Annotated in this window: 17 protein-coding genes; 6 read left to right on the plus strand and 11 right to left on the minus strand. The window is 75.7% G+C overall.

All coding sequences use genetic code 11. The features are described from left to right. Positions 1-275 precede the first annotated feature (275 nt). Entirely contained in the window at positions 276-662 is a 387-nt protein-coding gene (locus OF117_RS19390) for a cupin domain-containing protein (protein ID WP_263554492.1), read from the minus strand. Between the two features lie 172 nt (positions 663-834). Here OF117_RS19390 and OF117_RS19395 point away from each other — a divergent pair, with 172 nt between their 5' ends. From OF117_RS19395 to OF117_RS19410, 4 genes are all read left to right on the plus strand, one after another. Beyond that, positions 835-1,167: a hypothetical protein gene (locus OF117_RS19395; protein ID WP_263554493.1), complete on the plus strand. Its 333-nt coding sequence runs from the start codon at positions 835-837 to the stop codon at positions 1,165-1,167. A 201-nt stretch (positions 1,168-1,368) separates the two neighbouring features. Beyond that, complete coding sequence (locus OF117_RS19400; RefSeq protein ID WP_263554494.1) at positions 1,369-2,292, plus strand: ABC transporter ATP-binding protein; 924 nt, start codon at positions 1,369-1,371, stop codon at positions 2,290-2,292. Next, positions 2,289-3,107 carry an ABC transporter permease gene (locus OF117_RS19405; RefSeq protein WP_263554495.1) on the plus strand — a complete coding sequence of 273 codons (819 nt, stop codon included), beginning with the start codon at positions 2,289-2,291 and terminating at the stop codon, positions 3,105-3,107. The genes OF117_RS19400 and OF117_RS19405 overlap by 4 nt, the downstream gene beginning before the upstream one ends. Before the next feature lie 160 nt (positions 3,108-3,267). Then, complete coding sequence (locus OF117_RS19410) at positions 3,268-4,137, plus strand: polysaccharide lyase (protein WP_263554496.1); 870 nt, start codon at positions 3,268-3,270, stop codon at positions 4,135-4,137. 16 nt (positions 4,138-4,153) lie between these two features. Here the strand turns inward: OF117_RS19410 and OF117_RS19415 are convergent, their stop codons facing one another. From OF117_RS19415 to OF117_RS19445, 7 genes are all read right to left on the minus strand, one after another. Beyond that, a complete protein-coding gene (locus OF117_RS19415; RefSeq protein ID WP_263554497.1) occupies positions 4,154-5,983 on the minus strand; it encodes a potassium channel family protein in 1,830 nt (609 codons plus the stop codon). A gap of 12 nt (positions 5,984-5,995) precedes the next feature. Continuing rightward, the gene (locus OF117_RS19420) at positions 5,996-6,382 is read right to left on the minus strand and encodes a DUF6394 family protein (protein WP_263554498.1); all 387 of its coding nucleotides are present in this window, start codon (positions 6,380-6,382) and stop codon (positions 5,996-5,998) included. A 113-nt stretch (positions 6,383-6,495) separates the two neighbouring features. After that, positions 6,496-7,674 carry an MFS transporter gene (locus OF117_RS19425; protein WP_263554499.1) on the minus strand — a complete coding sequence of 393 codons (1,179 nt, stop codon included), beginning with the start codon at positions 7,672-7,674 and terminating at the stop codon, positions 6,496-6,498. A gap of 94 nt (positions 7,675-7,768) precedes the next feature. After that, positions 7,769-9,523, minus strand: a complete 1,755-nt coding sequence (locus OF117_RS19430; protein WP_263554500.1) for a serine/threonine-protein kinase — start codon at positions 9,521-9,523, stop codon at positions 7,769-7,771. A gap of 1 nt (position 9,524) precedes the next feature. Then, positions 9,525-11,117, minus strand: coding sequence for a zinc ribbon domain-containing protein (locus OF117_RS19435; RefSeq protein WP_263554501.1), 1,593 nt, complete (start codon positions 11,115-11,117; stop codon positions 9,525-9,527). A 326-nt stretch (positions 11,118-11,443) separates the two neighbouring features. Continuing rightward, complete coding sequence (gene pruA / locus OF117_RS19440) at positions 11,444-13,069, minus strand: L-glutamate gamma-semialdehyde dehydrogenase (RefSeq protein WP_263554502.1); 1,626 nt, start codon at positions 13,067-13,069, stop codon at positions 11,444-11,446. A gap of 55 nt (positions 13,070-13,124) precedes the next feature. Beyond that, positions 13,125-14,057 (minus strand): proline dehydrogenase family protein, encoded by a 933-nt coding sequence (locus OF117_RS19445; RefSeq protein WP_263554503.1) that lies wholly within the window; start codon positions 14,055-14,057, stop codon positions 13,125-13,127. Between the two features lie 163 nt (positions 14,058-14,220). Between OF117_RS19445 and OF117_RS19450 the strand changes: the two genes are divergently transcribed. Continuing rightward, complete coding sequence (locus tag OF117_RS19450; protein ID WP_263554504.1) at positions 14,221-14,844, plus strand: biliverdin-producing heme oxygenase; 624 nt, start codon at positions 14,221-14,223, stop codon at positions 14,842-14,844. 101 nt (positions 14,845-14,945) lie between these two features. Here the strand turns inward: OF117_RS19450 and OF117_RS19455 are convergent, their stop codons facing one another. From OF117_RS19455 to OF117_RS19465, 3 genes are all read right to left on the minus strand, one after another. Then, positions 14,946-15,215 (minus strand): hypothetical protein, encoded by a 270-nt coding sequence (locus tag OF117_RS19455; protein WP_263554505.1) that lies wholly within the window; start codon positions 15,213-15,215, stop codon positions 14,946-14,948. A gap of 79 nt (positions 15,216-15,294) precedes the next feature. Next, positions 15,295-15,837, minus strand: coding sequence for a YeeE/YedE thiosulfate transporter family protein (locus OF117_RS19460; RefSeq protein WP_411969469.1), 543 nt, complete (start codon positions 15,835-15,837; stop codon positions 15,295-15,297). Positions 15,838-15,910: 73 nt separating this feature from the next. Continuing rightward, the gene (locus OF117_RS19465; RefSeq protein ID WP_263554506.1) at positions 15,911-16,690 is read right to left on the minus strand and encodes an SDR family NAD(P)-dependent oxidoreductase; all 780 of its coding nucleotides are present in this window, start codon (positions 16,688-16,690) and stop codon (positions 15,911-15,913) included. Positions 16,691-17,017: 327 nt separating this feature from the next. Between OF117_RS19465 and OF117_RS19470 the strand changes: the two genes are divergently transcribed. Further along, positions 17,018-18,733: S8 family serine peptidase (locus OF117_RS19470; protein ID WP_263554507.1), on the plus strand; the 1,716-nt coding region annotated here is incomplete at its 3' end.

An 18,733-nucleotide genomic window follows, 5' to 3' on the forward strand; every position in this document is an offset into this window, starting at 1 on the left:
CCCCACCCGGCGCCCGCTGGCGCACCTACCGCCCCGACGGCACCCAGATCCTCATCCCCACCCACCCACCGCTGCGCATCTGAATGCCATGAAGACGGGGGCCTCCCCCGTATCGCGCTTGCGGTGAGAGCCGGAATGCGTGGCGGAAGGAGCCCCGGTCCTCATGTGCACGTTGGGGAGGACCTGAGCCGATGGCTCCTCACATCGCTCGGGGCATCGGCCCTGCCCGGGGCATGGGTGCACCGACCCCCGGTGATCCTCGATGGCTCGCGGTGCTACGAGCCGAAGGGCGTGCCCTCCGGCCCCGGCACGTTGACGGTCGGGATACCCTCGCCGGCCCGGGCGATGACCGCCACCGCGGGTGCCTCCGTCGGATTGGACTCCCGGTGCACCACGTGCGGCGGTACGTGGACGAAGTCCCCGGGTCCGGCCTCGACCACCGATGCGCCACCGGGCCCGAACTCCAGGCGCATCGCGCCCGACACGATGTAGAGCGACGTCTCGTGGTCGCCGTGGTGGTGCCACCCGGAGGTGGCACCGGGGTCGGTGGTCACCCGGCCAGACCACAGCCCACCGGCCTCGACGGCCCGCTGCCGGTGCATGCCCGGGGTCGGGTCGGCGTCGACCAGGTCCTGCTCGCGGAGCACCTCGATCGGCTGCATGCCGGCATCGTTCTCCCATGACAGGCACGGCGGAAGCGTCCGACCGACGGATCTCGACCCGTCTGCGGCGGCTCCCAGCGGCCGGGGGTGATCGGGCCGACGGTCGGGGCCCGGGTGCGCGGAGCGACCGGTCGGGGACGAAGGGCCGCGAGCGGTCGGGGAGAGTGGAGACGTGAACCCCCCCGACGCCGCCGAGGGCGCCCGCCGCGCCGCCGACCTGCTCCGCCTGCTCGAGCGCGGCGAGACGACCGCCGCCGCGGAGCTGTTGGCGCAGCTGACCGACGTCCGGGAGCTGGTCTTCCTCGGCGCGGGACTCACCGCCGTCGCCCGCACGGAGGGGCGGCGGCTGCCGCCCGCCCAGCGGGCGCAGGCCAGCACCCGCCAGGTCCGGCTGGGCCAGCTGCGCGACGCCAACCGGCAGGACCCCGGCGGGCTGCGCACCTGGCTGCAGCGCTCGGCCGAGGAGGTGCTCTTCCTGCGCGCGCTGACCGCCCGCGCGAGCTGAGCGGCGCGAGCGACCGAGCGACCGAGCGGCCGGGCGACCGAGCGACCGAGCGGCCCGGGAGCCACCGCTGGGGGTCGCCCCGGACCGTCTCGCTCCGGGCCGGGTGGGGGTCGTTCCAGGGTCCTCCCCGATGTGGCCGGTGGCCCCGGCCCGCCAGGCTCGCCGCATGACCTCCGCGACTGCCCCGTCCGGGGTGACGCCGTGATCGTCGCCCACGACCTCACCAAGACCTTCAGCGGCAAGGCCGCGGTCGACCGCGTCGACTTCACCGTCGAGCCCGGCCGGGTGACCGGCTTCCTCGGCCCGAACGGAGCCGGGAAGTCGACCACCATGCGCATGGTGCTCGGGCTCGACCGGCCCACCTCCGGCTCGGTCACCGTCAACGGTCACCGCTACGTCGACTCCCCCGCCCCGCTGCGCGAGGTGGGGGCGCTGCTGGAGGCCCGGGCGGTGCACCCGGGCCGGCGGGCCCGCGACCACCTCCGCGTGCTGGCCGCGAGCAACGGCATCCGCGTCAGCCGGGTCGACGAGGTGCTCGAGCTCGTCGGCCTCACCGCGGTGGCCGGGCAGCGGGTCGGCCGCTTCTCGCTCGGCATGGGTCAACGCCTCGGCATCGCCGCCGCACTGCTCGGCGACCCGCCCGTCGTCGTCCTCGACGAGCCGGTGAACGGCCTGGACCCCGAGGGCATCCGCTGGGTGCGCCACCTCGCCCGCGACCTCGCGCGGGAGGGCCGCACCGTCTTCGTGTCCAGCCACCTCATGTCGGAGATGGCGCTGACCGCCGACCACCTGCTGGTCATCGGCCGCGGCCGGGTGCTCGCCGACTGCCCGATGTCGCAGTTCGTCGCCGACCACGCCGCCTCCTACGTGCGGGTGCGCAGCCCCCGACGGGCCGACGTGGCCGATGTGCTGCGCGCCGCCGGCCTCGACGTCATCCGCCACGGCGACGAATTGCGGGTGTGCGGGCTCGACACCGCCGGGGTCGGCGACCTCGTCGGCCGCAACGGGCTCCCGCTGCACGAGCTCACGCTGGTCAGCCCCTCCCTCGAGGACGCGTTCATGACGCTCACCTCCAGCAGCGTCGAGTACGCGGCCCACCGGCAGGCGGCGGGGGTGACGCCGTGACCGACACCGTGGTCCTCGACCCCTACCGCAACGTCCCCCGCGCCCGGCGGCAGCTCTGGGCGCACGCCCTCCGGGCCGAGTGGATCAAGTTCCGGTCGGTGCGCTCCACCACCTGGTCGACGATTGCCCTGTTCGTGCTGGGCGCCGGCCTCACCACCCTGGTGTGTGCCACCAGCGCGGCCTGGCTCGCGTCGGGCCGGGCCGACGAGTCGGTGGCATCCTTCCTGACCTGGGGGATGATGTTCGCCCAGGTCGGCGCCATCGTCCTCGGCACGCTCGCGGTCACCAGCGAGTACGGCACCGGCACGATCCGCGCGACGCTGGCGGCCACCCCCCGCCGCGGTGCGGTGCTCGCGGCCAAGGCCGTCGTCCTGGCCGGGACGCTGTTCGGCGTCGGCACGGTCACCGCCGTCGCCGGCTACCTCGGCGGCAACGCCTTCCTGGACGCCGAGGGCATCGGTGTGCCGGTCACCCACGAGGGCGTGCTGCGGGCGCTGGTCGGCAGCGGGCTGTACCTCGCCGGCCTCGGCCTGTTGGCGGCCGGCGTCGGCCTGCTCGTCCGGCACACGGCGGCCGCGCTGTCCATCGTGCTCGCGCTCGTCTTCGTCGTCGGCAACATGGTGATGCTGCTGCCCGGCGCCTGGGGCGAGTGGACGACGAAGCTGATGCCGGGCAACGCCGGCTCCGGCGTGGCGCAGGTGGAGCCGTTCAACCCTCTCCTGCTCGACCCGTGGACCGGCTTCGCGGTGTTCTCCGCCGAGGTCGCCGCCGTCCTGGTCGCCGGCTGGCTCGCCTTCACCCGCCGCGACGCCTGACGACAGCCGTTCCCCGAGGAGCATCGCAGCGAGCGCCGGTCCCGGCCTTCCCCTGAGCGGGGGAGGGCCGGGCCCGTGCGTTCACCCTCCCGTGTTGAGATGCGATGACGAGCGCCCGTCCCGCCCCACCCGGCGACGCCGCGCAGGCACACTGGCGGAGATGTCGTCGATGCCGTCCGGTAGCACCCGCCGCACTCCGACCGCCGCTCCCGGGCTCGCCCGGCGGCGGGCGGTCGCGCGCCTGCTGCCCGCCGGGCTGGTGGCCCTCGCCGTCCTCACCGCCTGCACCTCCGAGCCGGCCCGGAGGCCGGCGCCGGCTCCTCCGGACAAGGACGACGGCGGACTGCAGGTCGGCTCCGAGGTCGTCTTCGAGGGCGACTACGAGACCGGCGACTTCACGCAGTGGACGCGGTGCCAGAACCGGAAGTACAGCGACCCCTGCGCGGACTACGACGGCGACTTCTACGGCGCGCGCATCGACGACCAGGAGGTGCGGCAGGGCGACTACGCCGCTCGGTTCGAGGTCCGCAACGGCGACGACCCGTCCTGGGGCGGTGGCGAGCGCTCCGAGGTGTCGCGCTACGAGGAGGCCATCGTCCGGGAGGGCGACGAGCGCTGGTACGAGTTCTCGTTGAAGTTCGACGAGGACTTCCCCGACGTCGAGGGCAACTTCTTCATCGTCATGCAGTGGCACGCGGGCGACGACAGCTCGCCGCCGATGGCCCTGGAGGTCGACCGGAAGGGCCGGCTGGTGCTCGCCGACAACACCAGCGACGACGCCGAGGACGTCGTCATCGGCGACATCGTCCGCGGCGAGTGGGTCGACTACGTCATCCACGCCACGTTCTCCCGCGACGCCGAGGAGGGCTGGGCGGAGGTCTGGCAGGACGGCGAGCTCGTGGTCGAGCGGCACGCGCGGGCGAACATGACCACCGAACGCAACTACCTGAAGATGGGCATCTACCGGGCCAAGCAGGAGCGCAGCACGGCGATCGTCTGGCAGGACGGGCTGCGGATCACCGCACCCTGACCGGGCGGCGGAGGCCTCAGCGCACCCGGCTCCCGACGGGTCGGCGCCGGTCAGCGCGGTCGCGGGTCAGGCGCCGCCAGACCCACCCCGAGGGAACGCGACGACCCGTCGTCACGTACTCGGCCACGCCGTCGACCACGAGGGTCGTCGCGAGCGCGCGCCGGGCGGCCGGCCACCCGGCGAGCAGCACCTCGTCACCGGCGGCCAGCACGAAGTCGTCCGCCGGCGCGAGCGTCGCGTCGTCGCCGCGCCGCACCAGCAGCACGATGGCGTGCAGGTGCTCGTCGCGGTTCTCGGGGTTGCGGAGCACGTCGCCCAGCCGGGCCTCCCCCGAGGCCAGCCAGCCGGTCACGGCCGGGGCCTCGCGCGGCGTCAGGGTGACCTTCCAGAGCGCCTGGAGGTCGGTGCCGCACAGACCCGTGAGGCGCTCGACGAGGTCCGCCGCCCAGGCGTCCCCCCGCTCGGGCATGTCCCGCAGGAACCGCCACAGCAGCGGCGTCGACAGCTGCGCGTAGACCTCGTGCGCGACCGCCTCCGTGGGCACGAGGAGCGCATCGATCGGCATCGCCGCGAACAGCGGCGTGCTGTCCGGCCGGTTCTGCCTCGCGGCGACGAACAGCGACGGGTTGAGCCGGCGCGCCGCGGCGACCAGCGAGAGGTTGGTCGTGTCGTTGTCCGTGCCGGCGACGATGCCCGCCGCCTGCTCGAGCCCGACACGGGCCAGCACGCCCGGCTCGGAGCCGTCGGCGACCACGAGGTCGTCGGCGACCACCCCCTCCGGACGCGGCTCGACGACGGTCACCTCGCACCCCTCCCGGCGCAGGTCGGCCGTCAGCTCCCGGCCCAGCCGGCCGTAGCCGCACACCACCCAGTGACCGCCGCGGGGTGGCGTACCGCGCACCGGGAGCGGAGCCCCCGGCCCGCTCTCCAGCCAGGTGAGCAGCTGGTAGGACGCCGGAGCGCGCAGTGCCAGCCGGAGGTGGTTGCTGAAGCAGTCGAAGGGGTTGACGACGCTGGGCCCGCCGAAGGCCAGCATCCGCTCGGCCATCCCGTGGGTGGTGACGCGCGCGATGACGGGCACGTCGTGGCGCAGCAGCGCGGTGGCCATGACGACCGCCAGGTTCGCCTCGTCGTCGTCGGCGAGCGCGACGACCGCCTCGCACGCCGGGTGACCGAGCCCGGCCGCGGCCAGGTGACCGGGGTCGCGGGCGTCGGCGGCCAGCCCGGGGACGTCGGCGTGGTGGCTGGCCAGCTCCAGCTCGTCGATGCGGTCCTCGGAGCGGTCGAGGACGACGAAGCGCCGGCCGAGCGCGTCCAGGGCGTGCCCGAGCATCTCCCCGGCGCGGCCGTAGCCCGCGATGAGGACGAACGGTTCGCCGATCCGCCCCACCTTGCGGGTGAAGTGCTGCAGGGCCAGCGCCTGGCGGAAGGCGCGGTCCTGCATCAGGGCCAGGAGCGACCCGATCGCGTAGGCCCAGCCGACCACCGTGAGGTAGATCGAGATCGTGACCCACATCCGCTGGTTGTAGGTGAACGGGTACGGGATCTCGCCGAAGCCGATCGTCGTGGCCGTGTAGCTCATGATGTAGAAGGCGTCGAAGAAGCCCATCCGCCACGGCCGGCCCTCGGCGTCCTCGCCGGGGATCACCGTGAGCCCCAGCACGCTGACGGCGAAGATGACGATGAGCACGATCAGCGGCGCCCGCATCCGCCGCATCACCAGGAAGATCGTCGCCGACGCCTGCGCCGCCGAGTCGGCGGCCACGGCCCGCGGCACCCGCCGGTCGCGGCGGTGGTCCGGCCCCAGGAACAGCCGCGCCCAGAAGGCCAGCAGCGGATTGCCCATGGGACCTCCCGGTCACCCGCGGTGGAAGGACACGGTCTCCACGACCAGCAGGACGACGGAGACGACGTTGGCGAAGAGGGCTCCGCCGGACAGCGACACGACGCTCGCCATCCAGGCGTCGGTGAGCCCGGCCGAGGAGACGTAGACGGCGTAGCCGTACATCAGCGACGCCCCGATGAGCTGCAGGTCGGCGACGAGGCTGGTCGCCAGGTGGACCGCGCCGATCTGCGTCCGGTCGCCGAACTTGAGCACGGTCGCGATGAGGTTGACCACGACCGCCGCGAACAGCTCGTAGGGGTTGTGCAGCTCGGGTCTGTCGATGTCGCCGATGAAGAACCCGAAGTTCAACGTCGCGGCGAGCACGACGAAGAAGCCGAAGACCACTTTCTCGAGATTCACCCGCGCCCTCCCGCCGTCGGGGAGGATCCTGCACCGCATCGGCGATCGCGGCAGGTCAACGCGTCACGAACCCGTGCATCGCCCCGGCGCGGCGCCCGGGCCGCCACGCCGGGTCAGCTCCTCGCCCGGCCCGGGTGGGCCGCCGCCACGGCCAGCGGGAGGCCCGCCGCGAGCAGCACGCCCACCACCACGTAGGTCGCGGGCAGCCCGAGGGCGACGGCGACCGGGCCGAGGGCCAGCGCCCCGACGGCCGTGCCCGCGTCGAACGAGGCGTTCCACATCGCGCTGGCCGCCGTCGTCCCGCCCTCCCCGGCGCGGGCGAAGGCGGCCAGGAGGGTGAGGTTCTGCACGGCCCCGAAGCCACCGCCGAAGACCGCCGCCCCCAGCAGCACCCCCGCCGGGCCGCTCCACGCCAGGCCGGCGGCGACGACGGCCAGGCCCAGCCCGGCCAGGCCCAGCCCGCCGGGCAGCAGCACGCCGCTGCCCAACCGGTCGGCGAGCAGCCCGGCCCGCCACCGGGTCAGGGCCCCGGTCACGCCGAAGACCAGCAGGGCGGAGGTCGCCAGGGCGCCGTCCGGACGCTCGATGGGCAGGAAGGTGACCAGGCCGCCACCGGCCAGGGTGACCGCGAACAGCACGACGGACGGCGCCAGCGCGGCGCGCGCCGCGGCCCGGCCGGAGCCCGTGACGGCGGTGTCCGCCTGCCGCCCGACGGCGCGGGCCAGCCGGGGCACGAACAGGACGCCGAGCACCGGGGAGGCCGCCAGCCACGCCAGCCAGGCGGTGTGCCCGTCGAGCACCAGCGCCACGCCGGCGGGCACGGCGACCAGGTTGGGCACCGCGATGGCCAGCCCGTAGATCCCGATTGACTCCCCACGCCGGTCGGCCGGCGCCACCTGGGCGGCCAGGGTCGAGCCGAGCACGGTGAGGACGGCGAAGCCCGCGCCGCGCACCACCGACAGCGCGCACAGCCACGCCAGCTCGTCGTCGACGACGTAGAGCGGCGAGGGCAGCCCCATCGCCAGCAGCCCGGCCGCGAGCACCGGGGCCTGGCCGAACCGGGCGCTCAGCGCCGGCACGGCGGCCTGCACCGCGATCGTCACCACCAGGAACACCGCGGTCACGAGCCCGGCGCCGGCCGCAGGAGTGCCCCCGAGCACCGCGTACGTCGGCAGCGAGGCCAGCGTCAGGCAGTAGCTGGCGAAACCGAGCACCGTGACGCCGACCAGCGCCTGCATGGCCGGCACCCGCCACAGCGACGTCCGGACCCCGCCGGCCGCTCCTCCGCGCACCCCGCCTCCTCCGTGTCCGCCCGAGCATGACCGCCCGGCGGGGGCGGCGCGCGGCGGGTCGGCAGGAAGCGGTCCGCTGCACGCACCGGCCACGTCAGCCGGTGGCGGTCACCGACGCGGCCACCCGGTCGAAGGTGTCCGCGTGCTCGCCGTACACCGACGGCGGGGCGAAGAAGACGAGCAGCTGGCGCGGCGAGGACTCCACCGACCACACCCGCAGCTGCAGCGACGCGTCGCCCCCGAGCCCGAGGGTGCCGGTCATGCCGGTCGCCGGGAGGTCGCCCACCGTCGACGCGTCACCGGGGCGCAGGTCGGCGTCCTGACCGGGCAGCAGGGCCTGCGCGGCCGGCAGCTGCGCGGCCGCCGTGTCGCCGTCCAGCCGGGGCCGGTGGTAGATGGCGAGCCCGACCACCGACCCGGGGTCGGCGCCGGCGGCCTCCGCCGCGGCGGCCATCCCGGCGGGCTCGTCGGCGAACAGGGCGGTGAGGTCCGTCGGCGAGAACACGCTGACCGAGCTGTCGCCGGCGTCGTGCAGCTGCTGCGTCCAGTCCTCGGGCACCTCCAGCGTGTACGGGACGCCGTCCGCGGACACCGTCGTCCAGTCCTCCCCACCGGTCAGGAGCACCACCCCGGCGGTCGCCGCGACCGCCAGCACCGCGAGGGCTCCGGCGGCGGCCGCCACCGCCCGGGAGCGCCCGCCCCGGCGCGGAGGACCCGGCCGCGGGCCGCCGTCGGCCGCGGCCGGACGGTGCGGAGGCGCGTGCGGCGCGGACCGCCCGGGGCCCGGCCGTCCGGCGGGCACCGGCCCGCGCGGTGGGTTCGCCCGCGCCGGCCGGCCGGCCGGCGGCGGTCCGGCACGCCGGCCGGCTCCGGACGGCGACCCGGCGGGCCTCGACGGGAACGACGGGTGGGAGGGGCGATCGGACCGGGAGCCCGCCCAGGGCTCCTCGTCGGGCGCGCGCTCGGGGCCGGGCGGCGCGACCGCTGTGCCCGGCTGCGGCTCCCGGCCCTCCATGAGGTCGACGAGCTCGCCGCACGTGCGCGGCCGGTCCTCCCGCGCCTTGGCCAGCCCGGCGGCGAGCGCGTCGTCGACGTCCCCGGCCAGTTCTGGTCGCACGCTCGCCGCCCGCGGCGGGGTCCGGGACAGGTGCGCCCACATCAGGGCGACGTCGTCCTCGGAGCCGAACGGCTGCTGACCGACCAGCACCCGGTAGGCCATGCAGGCGAAGGAGTACACGTCGGCGCGGCCGTCGACCGCCTCCCCGCGGATCTGCTCGGGCGCGACGTAGTCGAGGGTGCCCAGGAACTGGCCCGTGGCCGTCAACCCGGAGATCGACGCCGACCGCCGGGTGAGGCCGAAGTCGGTGAGGTAGGCGTGCCGGCGGCCGGTGGGCGCCGGCGCGGTGAGCAGGACGTTGCCCGGCTTGACGTCGCGGTGCACCAGGCCGGCGGCGTGCGCGGCGTCGAGCGCGTCGGCGACCTGCCGCAGCAGATCCAGCGCGACGGGCGGCTCCAGGTACCGCCCGTGGTCGATCTCGGAGCGCAGGTCGACCCCGCGCACGAAGCGCATCGCGATGAACAGCGTCCCGTCGGCGTCCCCGGCCTCGTAGATCGGGATGATGTTCGGGTGGTCGACCGCGGCCGCCAGCCGCGACTCCCGCAGGAACCGCGCCCGGAAGTTCTCGTGCGCGGTGAACTCGGGTGCCAGCAGCTTGAGGGCCACCGTCCGGTCCAGCCGGACGTCACGGGCCTGGTAGACCACGCCCATGCCGCCGCGACCGACGACGGAGCGGATCTCGTAGTGGGCGAAGGCCGCCCCCGGGTCCAGGAACGGGTGCTGCGGGCGCATCTCACCCCACCGGCGACCCGCACGAGCCGCAGAAGCGCCACCCCTCGCGCAGGGGCGCCCCGCAGTTCGCGCAGGGTCCGGTCGCCGGCCGGTCCGGGGGCACCGACTCGCGCACCATGGCCGGAGCCCGCCCGAGCCGGGTCCGGTCCCGGTCGGACGACGTCGCGCGGGCCGGTGCGGGTGCGGCCGTGACCGACCGCCCGTGGGCTTCCGACCGGTCGGCCGGTGGGGTCGCGCCCCGGGGCACCGGCGACGGTCCGGAGCGGGCCTGCGCGGCGTGACCGGGGCCGTTCGGCGCCGTGGACCCCCAGCCGGCGGCCGCGGCGCGGCCGGAACCGGCCGGCGCGGCGTGGCCGGGACGCCGGCCGGGCGTCCTCCGCCGCACGACGACGAGGGCCGCGACGGTCAGCAGGGCGGCGGCGAGCACGCCGAGTGCGATCCGGACGGCGGTCGCGCCGAGGCCCCCGCCACCTCCGGCCGCCGCCGCCCCCGCAACGGGCTCACCGGCAGCGGCCGCCTCCGCGGTCCCCAGGTGCTGGGCCGCGAGGGCGGAGTCGTAGTAGGCGAGCGCCTCCTGGAAGGACGTCACCGCGGACCCGCTCCGCTGGCCGCTGGCGAGGTGGTCGATGCCGCGGCGGAAGACCACGTCGAAGGCCGAGCTGGCCGGGGGTGCCCCGGCCTCCTCGAGCGCCTCGTGCAGCGCCCGCACCGGCACGAGCGTCGGCCGCCCGCCGGCGGTGGCGACCAGGCCGGTCACCGCACCGGTGCCCGGGTCCAGCACCGGTCCGCCGGCGATCCCCGCGGCGAGCGGCCCGGCCAGCTCGTCGGCCGGCGACAGCGAGCCGGTCCCGGGGTCGACGCCGACCGGCACCGCCGTGACGGGCACGTCGGGAGCCGGTCGGTCGGGGAACCCCACGAGCAGCGCTTCCTCGCCGGCCGACGTGTCCGGGCCGGCCAGCTCGGCCGTCGGGGCGCCGCCACCGCCGACGATCCGCAGCAGGCCGACGTCCCCGGGCCCGTCGGGGGCGCGGACCAGTTCGGCCGGCGCGCTCGTGGCCTCGCGCGTCCAGGGCAGCACCGTGTACTTCTCGACGAAGAAGAGGATGCAGTGGGTCACCTGGTCGTAGCAGTGCTGGAGGTGGGGCGCCCAGTAGGGGTCGGCCGCCCGGGCGCGGACGGACAGGTCGCCGTCGTTGCCGACCAGCTCGGCGCCGATCTGGTCCTGGAACAGCTGGTTGGCCGCGTGCACGACCACCTCGTCCTCGGTGACCACCAGCGTGCTGCCCGCCGTGGCGATGACGCCGTCCGACGAGGTGAAGACCCCCGTGCCGCTCCGGATCGGGACCTCGTACCGGCCGCGCGCCACGACCGCCTCGCCCGACGAGGCGTCGACGTGCGCGATGTGCGCGGTGGCCGACACCTCGATGCGCACCAGCGCGGCCTTCGCGGCCTCGGTCCCGCTGACCAGGTCCGCAGCGGCCGGCGCGGCGACGGCGTCTGCCGCGACCGCGGGTCCGGTGGCCAGCAGCGGCAGGACGGCGAGGGCCAGAGCGGCGCCGACCGCGCCCACCGGGCGTCGCGACGCCGTGGTCACGCCGGCCGCCCGATCGGTGCCCGGTGCGCCGAGCCGGTCAGGACGGCCATGGCTCCCGCCCTCCTCGCCGCTCCCGCCGTCCCGCCTTCTCGGGCCGCCGGGTTCCCGCGCACCATCGACCGCGGCGGCCCGGCCGTCAACCACCGGCCCGCGAAAAGGTCCACCGTCCCGGCGCGCGGCGACACTCCGAGGTGCACGCCGTCACGCTGCGCCTCAGGTCGCGTTCGCACCGACAGCGGCGCTGGCCGTGGCGCTGGCCGTGGCGCTGGCCGTGGCGCCGCTGCGAACCTGCGAGCGACGGGGCGGGCGGCGGGACGGGCGGAGCCTCATCCCATGTGCGGGTAGCGGTGGTCGGTCGGCGGCACGAAGGTCTCCTTGAGCGTGCGGGTGCTGGTCCAGCGCAGCAGGTTCTGCATCGCGCCGGCCTTGTCGTTGGTGCCCGAGGCGCGGGCCCCCCCGAAGGGTTGCTGGCCGACCACCGCGCCCGTCGGCTTGTCGTTGACGTAGAAGTTGCCCGCGGCGTAGCGCAGCACCTCGCGGGCGTGCGCCACCGCCGCGGCGTCCGCAGCGATGATCGACCCGGTCAGCGCGTACGGCGCGACCGACTCCATCTGGGCGAGCACCGCGTCGTAGTCGGCGTCGTCGTAGACGTGCACGGCGAGGATCGGGCCGAAGTACTCGGTGGTGAACACCTCGTGCCCGGGGTCGGTGCCCTCGATGATCGTCGGCCGGACGAAGAAGCCCTCGCTGTCGTCGGCCTTGCCCCCGGCGAGGGTCGTCAGGGCCGGGTCGTCGTCCACCCGGTCCAGGACGCCGGACAGCTTCGAGAACGACTTCCGGTCGATCACCGCGCCCATGAAGTTCGAGAAGTCGGTGACGTCGCCCATCGGCAGCGACTCGGTCTCGCCGATCAGGTCGTCGCGCAGCCGGCCCCACACCGAACGCGGCACGTAGGCCCGCGACGCCGCCGAGCACTTCTGCCCCTGGAACTCGAAGGCGCCCCGGATCAGCGCGGTGCGCAGCACGTCGACGTCGGCCGACGGGTGGGCGACGACGAAGTCCTTGCCGCCGGTCTCCCCGACGATCCGCGGATAGCCCCGGTACCGGTCGATGTGCTGCCCGACGGTGCGCCACAGGTGCTGGAACACCGCGGTGGAGCCGGTGAAGTGGATGCCGGCCAGGTCGGGGTCGGCCAGCGCCACCTCCGACACGGCCACCCCGTCACCGGTCACCATGTTGACCACCCCCGGCGGCAGGCCGGCCGCCTCCAGCAGGCGCAGGACGAAGTGCGCGGCGAACTGCTGGGTGGGAGCCGGCTTCCAGACCACCGTGGTGCCCATCAGCGCCGGTGCCGTCGGCAGGTTGCCGGCGATCGCGGTGAAGTTGAACGGCGTGATCGCGTAGACGAACCCCTCCAGCGGGCGGTGGTCGACGCGGTTCCAGACCCCGGGCGAGGAGATCGGCTGCTCCTCCAGGAGCTGCCGGGCGAAGTGCACGTTGAACCGCCAGAAGTCGATCAGCTCGCACGCGCTGTCGATCTCGGCCTGGTAGGCGGTCTTGCTCTGGCCCAGCATGGTCGCTGCGTTGAGCGTCTGCCGCCACGGCCCGGCGAGCAGCTCGGCGGCGCGCAGGAACACCGCGGCGCGGTCGTCGAACGGCATCGCCCGCCACCCGGGGGCCGCCTCCTTCGCGCAGCGCACCGCCTCCTCGGCGTCGGCGTGCGTGGCGTGCGCCGCCGTGCCGAGCACGGCCGCGTGCCGGTGCGGCTGGACGACGTCGAACCGCTCGCCGCCGCCCATCCGCGACCGGCCGCCCAGGGTGATCGGCAGCTCGATGCGCTCGGTGGCCAGCTCGGCCAGCCGGGCCTGCAGCGTGGCCCGCTCCGGCGAGCCCGGTGCGTAGCCCAGCACCGGCTCGTTGCGCGGGGGCGGGACGCGGGTGATGCCGTCCATGGCGGTCCTCTCTCACCTCGTCGGCGACGGGCAGCGGACGCCCGGCGCCTTCTCGTCAGGTCTTCGTCGCCAGCGAGCGCAGGAAGAAGCGCACGTTGGCCGGCCGCTCGGCGAGGCGGCGCATGAAGTAGGGGTACCAGTCGGCGCCGTACGGCACGTAGGCGCGGACCCGGGTGCCGGCGGCGGCCAGCCGCCGCTGCTCGGCGGGCCGGATGCCGTAGAGCATCTGCACCTCCCACGAGTCAGCCGGGCGCGAGTGCTGGGCCGCCAGCTCGTGCGCCAGCGCGACCAGCGCCGGGTCGTGCGAGCCCACCATGGGGTACCCGGGGCCGGTCATGAGGATCCGCAGGGAGCGGGCGTAGGCGGCGTCGACGTCCCGGCGGCGCCGGTGGGCCACGGTGGCCGGCTCGTCGTAGGCGCCCTTCACCAGTCGCACCCGGCTGCCGGGAACCGCCAGCGACCGCGCGTCCTCCTCCGTGCGGTACAGCATGGCCTGCAGCACCGCACCGGTGCCCGGGTGCTCCTTGCGCAGGTCGGCCAGCGCGGCGAGCGTCGAGTCGACGGTCCGGTGGTCCTCCATGTCCAGGGTCACCGTGGTGCCGATGCCGGCGGCCGCCTCGGCCACCGGCCGGACCAGCTCCAGCGCCAGGTCGTGGCCGCCGTCGGGCAGCCCCTGGCCGAAGGCGGAGAGCTTCAGCGAGACCTCGGCGGCCGCGCCGAGCCCGAGCGGCGCGAGCCCCTCCAGCGCCGCGAGGTAGGCGTCGCGGCTGCGCCGCGCCTCGGCGCGGGAGGTCACGTCCTCGCCCAGGCGGTCGAGCGTGACCGAGAGGCCGTCGGCGGTCAGGGCCCGGACGGCGGCGAGCGCGTCGCCCAGGTCCTCCCCGGCGACGAACCGGTCGACCACCCGCCGGGTGGCCGGGGTGCCGGTCACCAGCCGGCGCAGCCCGGGCCGCCGGGAGGCGGCCAGGAGGGCCTTCGAGACGAGCACCGGCACCTCCGGGGGCGATGGGTCTGCCTCGCACGGTAGGCAGCGCACGGGCGGGTCGCCAGGACTCCGTCGCCCTCCCCGCGCGTCCGGGTGATGCGCCGCCACCGCCGGCGGCCCCCGGCCCCGGAACGGCACCGGCCGGGGTTCCCTACGCTCGACGGCGATGACTGCGGAGAGAACCGCGGCGCCCGCGGACCGCGGCGCCCGTGACGTCCTGCGGCGGTTGCGCGTCGCCACCGCCGCAGACCACGGGCGCGTCGAGCGGCACCTGGACCTCATGGCGCCCGGTCTCGACCGCGACCGCCTGGCCTCCGCGCTGGCGCTGCTGCACGGCTTCTGGCGGGCCGCCGAGGCCGGGCTCGACGCGTGGGCCGTCCGAGAGCCGGCGGCCGCTGCGGCGCTGGCCTGGCCGCACCGCCGCCGGGCCGCCCTGTTCGCGGCGGACCTGGCGGCCCTGGGTGCCCGGCCGGCCGACGCCGGACCGCTGCTGCCCACGGTGGCGGGCACCGACGCCGCGCTCGGCCGCATGTACGTGCTGGAGGGGGCCACCCTCGGCGGCGTCGTCATCGACCGGCACCTGGCCGGGCTGCCGGCCCTGGCCGGCGTCCGGCTGCGCGCGTTCTCCCCCTACGGCAGCCGGACGGGAGCGATGTGGGCCGCCTACCGGCGCGCCGTGCGGGCGCACGTCGCCGCGGGTGGGGACGCCGACGCCGTCGTGACGTCGGCCCGCGGCACCTTCGCGGCGCTGGCGCGCTGGTGCGGCGCCGACGAGCCGGTGCGCGCGTGACCGTCGTCCGGCGGAGCACCTCCCGCCGGGAGGCGCGCAGGCCGACCTGGACGGCGCCGCCCCACCTCGCACGGCGGTGATGGCCCGAACCGCCGCGGGGGTCAGCCCGGCGGCGGGGTGAAGCGCGGGCTGAGGCCGTCGTCCTGGGCGCCGCCCTCGCCGGTCGGCAGCGGCGCCTCGTCGTCCGCGGCGCGGCCGGCGGCCGGCGTCTCCTCCGGGGGCTGCTGCCCGGCGGGTCCACCCCCGGCATCGTCCAGCTCGGCCAGCAGGCGCCGCTCGTCGTCGTCCAGCGGGCGGCGGTCACCGTGCTCGCCCGGCCGGCCGGCGTCCGACCCGGAGGCCATCCCGCTGTCGGGTCCGGTGCTGGTCATCGAGCGCACTCCTTCGTGTCGGCTGCACCCCTGCCTACCGTGGCCGGCCGCAGCCCAACCCTCGGACGCTCGCGGGCCGTCAGGGGACCGGCGTGCGCGCGGCCGGGCGGTCGCCGCAGCGGCGCTGCACGACCCGCGTCGAACCGATGCCGACGGCGATCGCGGCTACGACGACCCACGACGACACGTTGAGCTGGGCGACGCCGGACAGTCCGTGGCCCAGGTTGCACCCGCCGGCGATCCGGCCGCCGGCACCGAGCAGCGCGCCGCCGAGGGCGAGCTGCCCGTAGCGCACCCGCGTCTCGCCGCGCAGCCACCACCCGCCCGCCGTGCGGGCCGCCGCCCAGCCGCCCACGGTCACCGCCCCCAGCGCCGGGCCGGTCACCGCCCAACCCCACTGCCGGCCCGGCCGCCGCTCGCGGCCGGCGCCGCGGCGGGCGAGCAGCACACCGACCACCCGCGCGAGGAACAGCGCGGCGACGAGCGGCCGCGGGAGGCCGAGCAGGGCGGGGACGGTCGCGGCCTCGCCACCGGCAAGCGCCACCGGGCCCGGGCGCGGCACCTGTCGGGCCACCAGCTCGCCGGCGCCCCACCCGGCCAGGCCGACCAGCGCCCCGAGCATGCCGGCGCCGAGCGGGGTGGCCCCGCGGCGGCCGGTCCGGTCGCGCCCGACCGGATCGGTCGCCGCATGTCGGTCACCGGGGGAAGTTCGGCTCGAGCCGGGGGACGATCTGCATCTCGGGCACGAACGCCGACGGGTGCAGGAGCACCAGGGTGCGCACCATGTCGGCGACGGCGTCCGGCGGCATCATCAGGTGCGACGGGATGCCCCACTGCTCCATCATCGGGGTGTCCATGGCCGCCGGGATGACGGCCTGCACCCGGCACGGGAAGGGCCGCTCGGTCCCGTCGGGCAGTCGCGACGCCTTCTCGCGGAGCTCGCGCTGGATGCACCGGGTCGCGTTGAGGAAGCCCGCCTTCGACCCGTTGTAGGCGATCGCCCCGCTGCCCGACGTGATCGCCGACAGGGACACGACGTGCACGACGTCGGCGGTGCGGCCCTCCGGCAGGTGCTGGACCCGCTTCACGAACTCGCTGGTCAGGAAGACCGGCCCCTCGCAGTTGACCGCCTGCACCCGGCGGTAGTCGGCGAGGCCGATGTCGGTGATGTAGCCGGGCCGGTCGATGCCGGCCACGTTGACCAGGACGTCGAACGCGTCGCCGTGCCGGTCGAAGAGGTCGGCCACGACCGACCGCCGCGTGGCGTCGTCGGTGACGTCGAGCGCCACCACCTCCGCCGACCCGCCGGCGTCGAGCACCGCCGACCGGGTCCGCTCGCTGCCGGCGGCGTCGATGTCGCCGATCGCCACGTGGGCCCCGGCCGCGGCCAGCGCCCGGGCGGTCGCGCGCCCCAGGCCGCTCGCCCCGCCGGTGACCAGCGCGACGCGCCCCTTCAGCGACCCGGTCCCGTCCATCCGTTCCTCCGTCCGTCGGTGATCTTCCGGCGACAGCCTCGCGGACGCCGCCGCAACCCGCAGTTCCGGTTGCGCAGAGTGAGGGCGCATGCGCGACCAGGTCGCCGCATGGCCGTCGGGAGCTATTGGCCGATAACTCTGCGTGATGGGAGCGGTCCTCAAGCGCGGTGCCGTCCATGCCGATGAGGGGATGTCGGTCGCAGTCATCCCTGGGAGTGAGATCGAGGAGGAGCCGTGTACCGGTTGCATACAGCTCCTCACACTTCGTGTCGAAGGACCCACGTCACCGCACATGGATGTGCTCCGACACGACACAGGGAAGTGCACATGAAGCAATCCACCGCGGGGCACGGCCCCGCGTCCGCGCCCGGCTTCGGCGTCACCTGGGGCGGTCCGCCCCGGGCCGCCGGCCGGGTCCTCACCGTGGCCGCCGCGGCGGCCGTCATCGCCGGCATGGCCGGTCCGGCGGCGGCGCAGACCGTGGCGTCCGCGCCGGCCGACCCGGTCTCGGTGATCGTCCAGGAGCTCCCGGGCTCCGGGAACGGTCCCGAGCGGGCGGTCGCCGCCCTCGGCGGCTCCGTCGTCCGGCCGCTGGAGGTCATCGACGGCTTCGAGGCCAGCGTGCCGGGCAACCGGCTCGCCGTGCTGCGGGCCGCCGCCGGCGTCAAGGACGTCACCGAGAACGCCGCGGTGACGCTCACCAGCGCCGAGGTGGACCAGCAGGCCGGCCTCAACGGCTCGCTGCGCCGCATCACGCACGAGATGACCGGCGCCTCGGCGCTCTGGGACGCCGGGTACACCGGTGCCGGCGTGGACGTCGCCGTCATCGACTCGGGCGTCGTCGCGGTCGACGGCCTGCGGACCGCCGGCAAGGTCGTGCACGGCCCGGACCTGTCGTTCGAGGCCATGGACTGCAAGTGGGGTCAGGGCTGCAAGCCCAGCCCGGTCAACAAGCTGGACACCTACGGGCACGGCACGCACATGGCCGGCATCATCGCCGGCCGGGACGACACCGCCCCGGCCACGGTGACCAGCGGGACCGCCGGCGAGTTCGTCGGTGTCGCGCCGGACGCCCGGATCGTCAGCGTCAAGGTCGCCGACGCCCAGGGCCGCACAGACGTCTCCCAGGCGATTGCCGCGATCGACTGGGTGATCCAGCACAAGAACGCCAACGGGATGAACATCCGCGTGCTGAACATGTCGTTCGGCACCGACGGTGTCCAGGCCTACCAGCTGGACCCGCTGGCGTACGCCGCCGAGCAGGCCTGGCACAAGGGCATCGTGGTCGTCGTGGCCGCCGGCAACACCGGCTACGGCTCCGCGAAGCTCAACAACCCGGCCTACGACCCGTACCTGATCGCCGTCGGCGGTTCGGACGGCGTCGGCACGCCGGACACGGCCGACGACATCGTCGGCTCGTGGTCGGCCAGCGGCGACGGGACGCGCAACCCCGACGTCGTGGCCCCGGGCCAGTCGGTGGTCAGCCTCCGGGTGGCCGGCTCGGCGCTGGACACCGCCTACCCGGCAGCGCGCACCGGTGAGCGGTTCTTCCGCGGCACCGGCACGTCGCAGGCGGCGGCCGTCGTCTCGGGTGCCGCGGCCCTGCTCCTCGAGCAGCGGCCGGGGCTGACCCCGGACCAGGTGAAGGCGCTGCTCACGGGCACCGCCCGCGAGCTGCCCAACGCCGACGCCATCGCCCAGGGCTCGGGCCTCATCGACGTCGCGGCCGCTTCCGCCGCCCCGACGCCGCAGGCGGTCCAGACCTTCGAGCGCGCGACGGGTACCGGTTCGCTGGACAAGGCGCGCGGTACGAACATCATCGAGGAGGACGGCAAGGAGCTGCGCGGCGAGCGCGACTTCACCGGCCGCACCTGGAACTCCGGCGAGTTCGCCTCGAAGCTGCGCGAGGCCGTCCGGTCCGGCACCCCGCTGAGCGGGCTGTCCTGGAGCGGGCTGTCCTGGAGCGGGCTCTCGTGGTCCGGCCTGAGCTGGTCCGGGCTGTCCTGGAGCGGCCTGTCCTGGTCCGGCCTGAGCTGGAGCGGG

It is taken from the genome of Geodermatophilus sp. YIM 151500, from assembly GCF_025716945.1.
Lineage (GTDB): Bacteria > Actinomycetota > Actinomycetes > Mycobacteriales > Geodermatophilaceae > YIM-151500.